At 71.1% G+C, this 10,916-nt stretch carries 13 protein-coding genes; 8 read left to right on the top strand and 5 right to left on the bottom strand.

Annotated elements, in window-relative coordinates:
• Window positions 1-1,328: sigma-70 family RNA polymerase sigma factor (locus tag B2363_RS06310; protein ID WP_286929182.1), on the bottom strand; the 1,328-nt coding region annotated here is incomplete at its 3' end.
• Window positions 1,329-1,733: 405 nt separating this feature from the next.
• On the opposite strand from B2363_RS06310, the gene B2363_RS06305 reads away from it, so the two are divergent.
• From B2363_RS06305 to rsrA, 4 genes are all read left to right on the top strand, one after another.
• Window positions 1,734-2,243: a hypothetical protein gene (locus tag B2363_RS06305; protein WP_286929181.1), complete on the top strand. Its 510-nt coding sequence runs from the start codon at window positions 1,734-1,736 to the stop codon at window positions 2,241-2,243.
• Between the two features lie 83 nt (window positions 2,244-2,326).
• A complete protein-coding gene (locus B2363_RS06300) occupies window positions 2,327-3,034 on the top strand; it encodes an SOS response-associated peptidase (RefSeq protein ID WP_286929179.1) in 708 nt (235 codons plus the stop codon).
• Between the two features lie 85 nt (window positions 3,035-3,119).
• Window positions 3,120-3,734, top strand: a complete 615-nt coding sequence (locus B2363_RS06295) for a sigma-70 family RNA polymerase sigma factor (protein WP_181756543.1) — start codon at window positions 3,120-3,122, stop codon at window positions 3,732-3,734.
• On the top strand, window positions 3,731-3,994 hold the full coding sequence (rsrA, locus tag B2363_RS06290) for a mycothiol system anti-sigma-R factor (RefSeq protein WP_078700489.1): 264 nt from the start codon (window positions 3,731-3,733) through the stop codon (window positions 3,992-3,994). Before B2363_RS06295 ends, rsrA begins: the two co-directional genes overlap by 4 nt.
• A gap of 58 nt (window positions 3,995-4,052) precedes the next feature.
• On the opposite strand, the gene B2363_RS16285 is transcribed toward rsrA, so the two are convergent.
• The 3 genes from B2363_RS16285 to B2363_RS06280 are packed head-to-tail and all read right to left on the bottom strand — an operon-like array spanning window position 4,053 to window position 6,238.
• Window positions 4,053-4,127 carry a 50S ribosomal protein bL37 gene (locus B2363_RS16285; RefSeq protein ID WP_369797015.1) on the bottom strand — a complete coding sequence of 25 codons (75 nt, stop codon included), beginning with the start codon at window positions 4,125-4,127 and terminating at the stop codon, window positions 4,053-4,055.
• Between the two features lie 39 nt (window positions 4,128-4,166).
• Window positions 4,167-4,553 carry a thioesterase family protein gene (locus B2363_RS06285; RefSeq protein ID WP_286929178.1) on the bottom strand — a complete coding sequence of 129 codons (387 nt, stop codon included), beginning with the start codon at window positions 4,551-4,553 and terminating at the stop codon, window positions 4,167-4,169.
• Window positions 4,550-6,238, bottom strand: coding sequence for an acetolactate synthase (locus B2363_RS06280; RefSeq protein ID WP_286929177.1), 1,689 nt, complete (start codon window positions 6,236-6,238; stop codon window positions 4,550-4,552). The genes B2363_RS06285 and B2363_RS06280 overlap by 4 nt, the downstream gene beginning before the upstream one ends.
• Before the next feature lie 51 nt (window positions 6,239-6,289).
• Here B2363_RS06280 and B2363_RS06275 point away from each other — a divergent pair, with 51 nt between their 5' ends.
• On the top strand, window positions 6,290-7,684 hold the full coding sequence (locus B2363_RS06275; protein WP_286929175.1) for a sensor histidine kinase: 1,395 nt from the start codon (window positions 6,290-6,292) through the stop codon (window positions 7,682-7,684).
• 6 nt (window positions 7,685-7,690) lie between these two features.
• On the opposite strand, the gene B2363_RS06270 is transcribed toward B2363_RS06275, so the two are convergent.
• A complete protein-coding gene (locus B2363_RS06270; protein WP_078700492.1) occupies window positions 7,691-7,942 on the bottom strand; it encodes a WhiB family transcriptional regulator in 252 nt (83 codons plus the stop codon).
• Window positions 7,943-8,120: 178 nt separating this feature from the next.
• Between B2363_RS06270 and B2363_RS06265 the strand changes: the two genes are divergently transcribed.
• The 3 genes from B2363_RS06265 (at window position 8,121) to B2363_RS06255 (ending at window position 10,899) form a co-directional block, all read left to right on the top strand.
• Window positions 8,121-8,516: a hypothetical protein gene (locus B2363_RS06265; protein ID WP_286929173.1), complete on the top strand. Its 396-nt coding sequence runs from the start codon at window positions 8,121-8,123 to the stop codon at window positions 8,514-8,516.
• A gap of 116 nt (window positions 8,517-8,632) precedes the next feature.
• A complete protein-coding gene (locus B2363_RS06260) occupies window positions 8,633-9,847 on the top strand; it encodes an NAD(P)-dependent malic enzyme (RefSeq protein ID WP_276568839.1) in 1,215 nt (404 codons plus the stop codon).
• An 83-nt stretch (window positions 9,848-9,930) separates the two neighbouring features.
• A complete protein-coding gene (locus B2363_RS06255) occupies window positions 9,931-10,899 on the top strand; it encodes a zinc-binding dehydrogenase (RefSeq protein ID WP_286929170.1) in 969 nt (322 codons plus the stop codon).
• Window positions 10,900-10,916: the final 17 nt, after the last annotated feature.

Below are 10,916 nucleotides of genomic sequence, written 5' to 3'. Positions count from 1 at the left end.
GTGGTCGGTTCCGTGGTCGGTTCCGTCGTGGGCTCGGTCGTCGGTTCCGTGGTCGGTTCCGTCGTGGGCTCCGCGGTCGGCTCGGTGGTCGGCACGGGCGGCAGCGGCTGGGGCTCGTCGGGGAACGGCTCGTCGATCGCCGGGTCGTCGGCCGGCGGATCCTCGTCGCCGTCGGCGGGCGCCTCCTCCGGGGGGTCCTGCCACACCATCGGGTCGGGGAGGGCGCCCACGTCGGGTGCCGCCGCATCCGCGGCTGCACCGCCGGGCAGGGCCGCAGCACCGGGGGCAGCGGCGCGGGTGGTGTTCTCCACGGCCGGCGGACGATCCACGGTGATGAGCGCGGTGGCGCCGGCGATCACGACGACGCTGGCCGCGGCGCCGGCGGCGATGCCGGCCGGGCCGATCGTGCCCAGGACGCCCATGAAGCCCGACGTGGATCCACCAACGGCACCCGCTCCGCCGCCGGCACCGGCACCTCCACCGCCACCACCGCCATTCCCGCCGCCCCCGGCAGCGGCCAGGCCGCCGGCGGCGCCGGTGCCCTGCAGGTATCCCGCGGCCGCGGTGCCGAGGATGGCCGGGGCCAGGATGCCGGCCAGGCCGTGGTTGAAGTCCTGGAGCTCGAGGTACAGGCCCATGCACGCGCGGCACTCGTCGAGGTGCCGCTGCACCTTGCCGGCGTCGCGGCGCGACAGCCCGCCACGCACGAACGCGCCCAGGTTGCCGATCGCGAACTGGCACTCGGGCGTCGTCGTCGGGACGAGGTGCTTCTGGAGGTAGGCCTGACGCAGGCCCTCACGCGCCCGGTAAGCCAGGGCCGAGACGCTGTTCGCGCTCATCCCCAGCATCGGCGCGATCTCGGCGGGCTTCTGTCCCTCGACGTCGAGGTGCCAGAGCACCATCTGCCAGCGCTCGGGCAGCGAGGCGAACGCCTCCGCGGTGGTGGTGCGCTCGAAGCCGAGCTCGGCGGTGTCGACGAAGTCCACCCGGCCGTCCAGCTCGAACTGGTCGTCGGTGGGGCGCTCGCGGGTGACGGCGCGGATGCGGTCGACGTGCAGCCGGCGGACCGCGGTGAGCAGGTAGGCGCGGAAGGACTCCTGCGGGCCGCCGCCCTTCTGGACCGTGACCAGCACCTTGGTGAAGGCCTCCGCGACGAGGTCGTCGGCGTCGGCACCGCGCATCAGCTGGCGTGCCAGGCGCAGCGCCGCGGCCTGGTGCCGGGTGTAGAGGTCGCCGTACGCCGCCGAGTCGCCCTCGCGGACGGCGGTCAGCAGATCGGCGTCGCTCCGCTCATGACCCAGGGCAGAGGAGGAGGCGTCGATGGTCACTGCCTGCCCCTTTCCCGAGTGGTCGCGTGGGTGCCTACGCGTGACCACGACCGGCCACCTTCCTCAGTCTAGGTGTCGTTCGCGCTGCTGTCCGTGGTTCCTGTGGCCCTTTGTGACTAGTCACGGGCCCGTTTTTTCCCGGCGGCGACTGCATGAACTCGCCGTTACCCACGATCCGTGCGGAAAGTCGCGTCATGGGGGCCCCGGTGAACCGTCCCCTAGGTGTCACACGGCGACCACGCCCGACCCTTGCGAGAGGAGGCACGGATGAACCCCTTCGACGTCAGCTATGTCGACCTCGACTCGGCGGTCCGTGCCGGTCAGGTGGACGCAGTGGACGTTGCACACGAGGTGGGAGCGAGTGCAGCGTCTCTCGGAGTTCCACTCCACGAGGTCCTCGACCGCGTGGAGAGGGCCTTCGACGGCCTCGAACCGTCGTTCGCGATGGTCCGTGGGGTTGCCGTGGCGTGGGCCGAGACGTCCCGGGCGCTGCAGCTCGAGACGTCGTGCGAGGACCCGCTGACCCAGTTGTCGACCCTGGCGCACCTGCGGCACAGCCTGGACGGGCTGTACCGCGGGGCGATCAGGGACGACTCCACGGTCACGGACCGTCACGGTCTCGTCGTGGTCGAGCTGCCCCGGCAGGCCGGCCAGGTGCTGGAGCAGGCGCTGCACGCGGTCGACGTGAGCGTCGCCCTGCGCACGGTGTTCCCGGGCGACGAGGTCATCGCACAGCTGAGCCCACGACGCTTCTGCGTCCTGGCCGAACGACGTCGGCTGGACCAGCCGACGCTGAGCCTGGTCACCGTCCTGCTGCGCCGGACGTTCGAGTCGCCCCCGCCCCGGGTGTGGCTCGAGCTGCTGCCGCCGGTCGCACAGGACGTGACCTGGGTGCTCGACGCACTCACCGGTTGACCGGCGGGGTCCGCCCCCATCTCGGGTGTGGCGGAACCCGCCGGGCGGCCGGAGCGTCGGTCGTCGCGCCTAGGCTGGGTCGCATGTGCGGCCGTTACGCGACGTCCCGGACCCCGACCACCCTCGTCGACGACTTCGAGGCCGATCTGGGCGACCTGTTCGTCGACACCGGACCCGACTTCAACCTCGCGCCCACCAAGCTGGCGCCCCTCGTCGTCGCGCGCTCCGGTGACGCCGGCCCCCGGCGCGAGCTCGTCACCGCGAAGTGGGGCCTGGTTCCCTCGTGGGCCAAGGACCCCTCGATCGGCAACCGCCTCATCAACGCCCGCAGCGAGACCGTCGCCGAGAAGCCGTCCTTCCGGTCGGCCTTCGCCAAGCGGCGCGCGATCGTCCCGGCCGACGGGTTCTACGAGTGGTACCAGCCCGAGGCGGAGCCCGGCGCGAAGCGCCCGCCCAAGCAGCCCTTCTTCATGAGCGCCGAGGGCGGACTCGGCCTCGCGGGGCTCTACGAGTTCTGGAAGGACCCCGAAGGGGAGTGGCTGCTCACCTACACGATCCTCACCACGTCGGCCGAGGGCGAGGACGGGCGCATCCACGACCGCGCGCCCCTGATCGTCGGTGCCGAGGTCGCCGAGCACTGGCTGGCGGCCGAGCCGTGGCCCGAGGCGCTCGAGCACCTGGTGCCGGCCACGCCGGGCGTGCTGGACACGTGGCCGGTGTCCACCGAGGTCAACAACGTGCGCAACAACGGCCCCGAGCTGGTCGAGCCGCTTCCGCTCGAGGGGGAATAGCGGGGCGCCGCGAGCCGTTTGACCAAGCAGGAGGTTTTGAATGCTCGCATGCCCCGTACGTCCTGCCGCAGTAGGCTGGGCGACGATGACTGACGACACCGTCGTGGACCCGTCGACCGAGACCACGGAGGAGCGCCAAGCCCGATTCGAGGCCGACGCCCTTCCCTTCCTCGACCAGCTGTACTCGGCCGCTCTGCGCATGACCCGCAATCCCCAGGACGCCGAAGACCTGGTGCAGGAGACCTATGCCAAGGCGTTCAGCGCCTTCCACCAGTTCAAGCCCGGCACGAACCTGAAGGCCTGGCTGTACCGGATCCTCACCAACACGTACATCAACCACTACCGCAAGAAGCAGCGCCAGCCCCAGCAGGTGACCGACGAGGTCGAGGACTGGCAGATCGCGGCGGCGGCGGCCCACAGCTCCTCGGGGCTGAAGTCGGCGGAGATGGAGGCGCTCGAGCGCCTGCCCGACTCCGACGTGAAGGACGCCCTCCAGCAGCTGCCCGAGGACTTCCGCTACGCGGTGTACCTGGCCGATGTCGAGGGGTTCCCCTACAAGGAGATCGCGGAGATCATGGACACGCCCATCGGCACCGTGATGTCGCGGCTCCACCGCGGACGGCGTCAGCTGCGCGAGCTGCTCACGGACTACGCCCGCGAGCGCGGTATGAAGGTTCCTGCTGGAGGTGACGCGAAGTGAGCTGCGAAGGACCCGATTGCGAGAAGGCGCTGGAGAACCTCTACGTCTTCCTCGACCACGAGATCGACACCGCCAGCTGCGACGAGATCCAGTCCCACCTCGACGACTGTTCCGACTGCCTGAACGAGTACCACCTCGAGCAGATCGTCAAGGCGCTCGTCGGCCGGTCGTGCACCGAGGTGGCGCCCACCCCGCTGCGCGAGAAGGTCATGTTCCAGATCCGCACGATCCAGGTGGAGATCCGCACCGAGTCACCCTGACCTGGAGACGACGAAACCCCATCCGCTGGATGGGGTTTCGTGCGTTATCGGCGCGTTCTCACGCGTTGGGGCGCTTACCGTGGTTCGCGCCCTTCTTGCGACGCGCCCGGCGCTTGCGACCGGTCTTGCCCATGGTTCCTCCTCAAAACGCTGACCATCAAGTCTCGCACACTCAGTCGACCGGGGGCACACGGGACAGGAACCGCTCGCGCTCGACCACGATGCGGCGCACCTGGCCACTGGCCACGAGGACCTCGTTGCCGTCGCGTGCGGAGACCTCGAAGATCACCATCCGCCCGTCGCGCTGGGTGAGCGAGGCCGTGGCGGTGATCGTGGCGCCGACCCCGCTGGCGGCCAGGTGCTGCACCTCCACGCGGGTGCCCACGCTGGTCTGGCTGTCCTCCAGGTCGAGGGCGGCGCACGTGGCCTCCTCCAGCCAGGCCAGCAGGACCGGCGTCCCGAGCACCTCGAGGTCGCCGCTGCCCACCGCGCGGGCGGTGTGCTCGGGCCCGACGGTGTGGGTCACGCTGGCGTGACCCGCGTCGCCGGCCACGCTCACACGCCCATCGTGTTGCGCGGGTAGAGCGCGTTGACGTCCGTGGCGACGTTCACCAGGTAGGGCACGCCCGAGGCGAACGCGCGGTCCAGGGCGGGGCCGATCTCGCGCGGGTCGGTGACGAACTCGCCACCGCCGCCGAGCGCCTCGACGACCTGGTCGTACCGGGTGTTGGGCGCCAGGTCGGCGGCCACGTCGTAGCCGTAGAGCATCTGCATCGGGGGCTTCTCCAGGCCCCACGCCGAGTTGTTGCCCACGACGATGACGACCGGGAGGTTGTGACGCACGAGCGTGTCGACGTCGATGAGGGACATGCCCGCGGCGCCGTCGCCCATCAGCAGCACGACCTGGCTGGACGGGCGGGCGATGCGGGCAGCCATCGCCGCGCCGAGGCCGGCACCGAGGCAGCCGTACGGTCCGGGGTCGAGCCAGCCGCCGGGTCGCTGGGGCTCGACGAACTTGCCGGCGAACGACACGAAGTCGCCACCGTCGCCGATCACGACCGCGTCGTCGGCCAGCCGCGGCAGCAGTTCACCGTAGATGCGGGCGGGGTGGATCGGATCCGCCTCGGCGGTGAGCAGGGCCGAGTCACGCTCCACGGCGGAGGCGACGACGTCCTGCAGCTCGCCGAGCCACGGCGTCCAGTCGGGACGCGACGTGCCCGACTGCAGTCCCTGGAGCAGGGCGTCGAAGACGAGGCTGAGGTCGCCGGCGACCGAGCCGCCGAGCGACGCGTGCGTGGACACCTGGCCGGGGGAGTCCGCGACGTGCACCGTGACGGCGGGGTCGCCGCCCTCCTTGCCGCCGAAGCGGCCGAAGCCCAGCCGGAAGTCGAGCGGCGTGCCCACGACCACGACGAGATCGGCGGTGCCCAGGGCGCGCGAGCGCGCCTTCGTCACGAGGTTCGGGTGGCCGCCGGGGACGATGCCGCGGCCCATGCCGTTGGCGATCGCCGGGATGCCGGTCTCCTGCACGAAGCGCAGGGCGGCCTCCTCCGCGTGGTCGGACCACACGTCGCTGCCCAGGATGACGACTGGACGCCGCGCCTGCGCCAGCAGCCGCACGATGCGGGCGACGGCGTCGGGATCGGGCTCGAGGCGGTCCTTCGAAGGGCCGGTCGACACGTGCTCCACCGGACCGGAGTTGAAGAACTCGTCCATCGGGATGTCGACGAAGGTCGGGCCGCGGTGCGAGGAGCCGGCGAGGGTGAACGCCTCGTCGACGACGGGCGCGATGTCGGCCAGGCTGCGCGCCGTGGTGGCCGACTTCGTGATGGTCTCGAAGATCGGCGGGTGGTCCAGCTCCTGAAGGGTGCCGGTGCCCCACGTCGACGCGGCGGCGCGACCGCCCACGACGACCAGCGGCGAGCCCGAGAAGTACGCCTGCGCCACGGGGCTGACGCCGTTGGTGACGCCCGGGCCGGCGGTCAGGACGGCCAGGCCCGGGGTGCGCGTCAGCTTGCCGATGGCCTCGGCGGCGAAGACGGCCGACGGCTCGTGACGCACGTCGATGATCGGCATCGGCTGCTCGGACTTCACGGCCGCGTCGTACATCGGGAAGATGTGGGCGCCCGAGAGGGTGAACATCGCCTCGGCGCCGTGGGCGCGCGCGACGTCGAGTGCGTGGTGGCCGCCGTGCGGCCCGGTGGGCTCGGGGAACGTGGCGTCCTGCTGCTGGTCTTCGGTCATGTGACGCAGGTTACCCGCGAGTCGCTTCCGACGGAGCCCTAGGCTCGGAACGTGCCCTCCTTCGAAGACATCGCCGACGCTCAGACGGCGCTGACCACCGCGCAGATCGACCGTCTGCAGCTGCTGGTGACCGACTGGCAGATCGTCGCCGACCTGTCCTTCAGCGACCTGGTGCTGTGGGTGGAGGACGCCGAGGAGAAGGGGATGTGGGCGGCCGCGCAGATCCGCCCGACCACCGGCCCCACCACGCTGCTCGAGGACGTCGTGGGCACGTTCGTCCCGCGCGACCTGTCCGACATCGACGACGAGGTCCTGGCCGACGGTGCGGTGGTGGTCCAGGCGCCTGTGCCGGTCATGTGGGCCGGGCGCAGGATCGCGCTCATCGTCACGCGCCGGCCCGCCACCGACCGCCGCGCCGCGGGTGCCCTCGAGTCGGCGTACCAGCGCACGAGCGAGGAGCTGTTCGAGATGATCCAGCGGGGCGAGTTCCCGCTGCCGGGCGTCCCGTCCGAGCTGGCCGACTCCCTGCGCGTGGGCGACGGCTTCGTGCGTACCGACGCCGACGGACTGGTCTCCTACGCGAGTCCGAACGCCCTCTCGGCCTACCGCCGGCTGGGCTATGCCGGCGACCTGCGCGGCGCCGACCTCATCGACCTGACGACCCGCCTCATCGGCGCCGATGCCGACCGGCCCTTCAGCGCGCTGTTCGGGGCCGGCGAGGCGGAGGCCGAGATCGAGAGCGGCGGCGCGTCGATGCTGCTGCGGATCATGCCGCTGCGCAGCGGGGGAGCGGCGACGGGCTCGCTCATCCTGCTGCGCGACGTCACCGAGCTGCGGCTGCGCGAGCGCGAGCTGGTCTCGAAGGACGCCACGATCCGCGAGATCCACCACCGGGTGAAGAACAACCTGCAGACCGTGGCGGCGCTGCTGCGGCTGCAGAGCCGCCGGATGGAGATCCCCGCCGCGCGTGAGGCCCTGCAGGAGGCCGAGCGGCGGGTGGGATCGATCGCGCTGGTCCACGAGACCCTGAGCCAGTCGTTCGACGAGTCGGTCGAGTTCGACGCGATCGCGGACACGCTACTGCGCACCGTGCTGGACGTGGGCGGCGGCGTGGTGAAGGCCGAGCGGGTGGGCTCGTTCGGGCTCGTGCCTGCCGAGATCGCGACGCCGCTGGCGATGACGCTCACCGAGCTCGTGCAGAACGCGGCGGAGCACGCGTTCGGGCCGGAGGGCGGTCGGGTCATGCTCGCGGTGAACCGGATCCGTGGACGGATCCGGCTGCGCGTGAGTGACGACGGCCGAGGGCTGCCGGACGACTTCGATCCGACGCTCAGCCTGGGCCTGTCGATCGTGTCGACACTGGTGCGGGGGGAGCTGAAGGGCGATCTGGACTACGAGTCGATGCCGTCGGGCGGCACGACCGTGACGATCGCGTTCGGGCTGTGAGCCCGATCAGGCGGTGCGAATGCGGGCGCGGGCGTTGCGCCGCTTGAGCGCGCGGCGCTCGTCCTCGCTGAGGCCGCCCCACACGCCGTGATCCTGGCCGGACTCGAGGGCCCACTGCAGGCACTGCTCGCGAACGTCGCAACGACGGCACACCAACTTGGCCTCTTCGACCTGGAGGATCGCCGGGCCGGTGTTGCCGATCGGGAAGAACAGTTCCGGATCTTCGTCCAGACAGGCCGAACGATGTCGCCAATCCATACGGATGACTCCTTTGGCTGCTTGCAGTGGGGGAAACCGCGCACCGGGGCGCACGCTCGTCCAGTTTCGCAAGGTTCTGCACACTCCACAACAGATGTGGACCGACCGATTCTGAGGGAAACGTCACATACTCGTAACATTGAAAATGCTTGCGTTCACGCAGCGTTAGCCTGAGACCGTGTCTGTCTCCTCCCGCGTCCCGCTCCTGATCGCCGCCGTCGTGGTGGGTCTCCAAGGCCTGGTCTTCCTCGTCCTGGCTGTGCTCGACCTCAGCGGACTCGTTCCCGGGCGCATCGCCGTCGGGGTCGGGATCGGGATCCTGCTGCTGCTGGTCGGCGCCGGCCTCGTGGCGGCAGCGGTGGGTCTCGCCCGCGGTGCCCACGTCGCCCGGGGCCCGGCCGTGGTCGCCCAGCTCATCGGTCTCGGACTGGCCTGGTCGCTGCGCCATCCCGATCCCAACACGGGCGACAACCGTGCGGTCGCGCTGGCGATCGCCGTATCGGCCCTGGTCGTGCTCGGATGCCTGGCCACGGGGCCGGCCCGCCGGGCGCTGGCCGACGACTACGAGGCGTGACCCGTGTGCGAGACTTGACGCTGGGGCACACCCCGTCCTCACCCGCGGAACGACACCGCAACCGGCAGCCGGATCGGCGCCGCCCGCACCTGTAGTCCCACGTTGCGCGAGGAACCATGTCCACCCAACTCGACCCGATCGATGCCGACCTGCTCATGACGCTCACCGAACACGATGATCCTGTCTTCTCGCTGCACCGCGGCGGAAAGATGGAGGTCGCCTCGACGGTACCCGTGGCCGACGCCGACGACCTGTCGCTGGCGTACACGCCGGGCGTCGCGAAGGTGTGCGAGGCCATCGCCGCCGACCCCGAGGTCGCGCACGAGTACACGTGGGTGGGCAACACCGTGGCCGTCGTCACCGACGGCACCGCCGTCCTGGGCCTGGGCGACATCGGCCCCGCCGCCGCGATGCCGGTGATGGAGGGCAAGGCGATCCTGTTCAAGCAGTTCGGTGGCGTCGACGCCATCCCGATCGCGCTCGACACCACCGACACCGACGAGATCGTCGAGACGATCGTGCGGCTCGCGCCCACGTTCGGCGGCATCAACCTGGAGGACATCTCCAGCCCTCGTTGCTTCGAGATCGAGCGCCGCCTCATCGAGCGCCTCGACATCCCGGTCTTCCACGACGACCAGCACGGCACCGCCGTGGTGGTGCTCGCCGGCCTCTACAACGCGCTGCGCCTGACCGACCGCGAGCCCGACGAGATCAAGGTGGTCATCTCCGGCGCCGGCGCCGCGGGCGTGGCCATCACGAAGATCCTCCGCTCGGCGGGGGTCCGCAAGATCAGCGTCGTCGACCGCACTGGCGTGATCACGCCCGCGCGCGACGACCTCAACGAGGTCAAGCGGTTCCTGGCCGAGGAGACCGCCGACTGGGCGCGTCCCGGATCGGTCGCGGACGCACTCGACGGGGCCGACGTCTTCGTCGGCGTCTCGGGCGGCACCGTGCCCGAGGAGGCCGTCGCGAAGATGGCCCCCGACGCGATCATCTTCGCGCTGGCCAACCCGAACCCCGAGGTCCACCCCGACGTCGCGAACCGCCATGCGCGGATCGTGGCCACCGGACGCTCCGACTTCCCGAACCAGCTCAACAACGTGCTGGTGTTCCCGGGCATCTTCCGTGGCGCGCTCGACGTGCGCGCCACGACGATCTCCGAGTCGATGAAGCTGGCCGCGGCCCGCGCCATCGCCGACCTCGTGGACGACGACGAGCTGTCCGAGACCCACATCATCCCGTCGCCGTTCGACCCCCGGGTGTCGCAGGCGGTCGCCCGCGCGGTCACCGACACGGCCCGGCGTGACGGCCTGGCGCGTCGCCCCTACTGATCGGCCCACCCTCGCCGACGGGCGGAGTGCGATCCGGTTAGGGTCGCTCCCGTAGTTGTCGCCCCGACCCCAGGAGATCGCTCGTGTTCGCCGTCTACGCCGCCTCGATGGACAAGAAGAACCCGCTGGACGGCCTGGTGGTGGGTGAGCGGCCCGATCCCGAGGTGCCGGACGGCTGGACCACCGTGACCGTCAAGGCCGCCTCGATCAACCACCACGACGTGTGGAGCCTGCGCGGCGTTGGCCTGCGTGAGGAGGCGCTGCCGATGATCTTGGGATGCGACGCCGCCGGCTACGACGAGGACGGCAACGAGGTCATCGTGCACGCGGTGATCAGTGATCCCGACTGGGTGGGCGACGAGACGCTCGACCCGCGGCGCTCGCTGCTCTCGGAGCGCCACCAGGGCACGTTCGCCGAGAAGGTCGCCGTGCCGCGCCGCAACGTGGTGCCCAAGCCCGCCGGGCTGTCCATGGCCGAGGCCGCGTGCCTGCCCACGGCGTGGCTGACCGCCTACCGGATGCTGTTCACCCAGGCCGACCTCGTCCCCGGCGACGCCGTGCTGGTGCAGGGGGCCGGGGGAGGCGTCGCCACCGCCGCGATCACGCTGGCGCGCGCGGCCGGCTTCCGCGTCTACGCCACCAGCCGCGACGAGGACAAGCGCCGGCGCGCGCTCGAGATCGGCGCGCACGAGGTGTTCGAGTCCGGTGCCCGTCTGCCGGTCAAGATGGACGCCGTCATGGAGACCGTGGGAGCAGCCACGTGGTCGCACTCGGTCCGCTCGATGCGCCCCGGCGGCACGCTCGTGATCTCCGGCGCCACCTCGGGCGACGCCCCGTCCCACGCCGAGCTCACCCGGATCTTCTTCCAGCAGATGCGCGTCCACGGCTCCACGATGGGCACGCGCGAGGAGCTGCGCCGGCTGGCCGAGTTCATGGCCGTCACGGGCACGAAGCCCCTGATCGACGCCGAGATCCCCATGGAGGACGCCGCGCAGGGCCTCCAGCGCGTCATCGACGGCGACGTGTTCGGCAAGATCGTCCTCACCCGCTGAGCCGGGGCCGCTGCTCC

Source organism: Aeromicrobium sp. UBA7512 (assembly GCF_002476985.1).
In the GTDB taxonomy this organism is placed as follows: Bacteria; Actinomycetota; Actinomycetes; order Propionibacteriales; family Nocardioidaceae; genus Aeromicrobium; species Aeromicrobium phoceense.
Note: the sequence above shows the minus strand (reverse complement) of the source record. Positions and strands in the feature narration are given on the sequence as shown.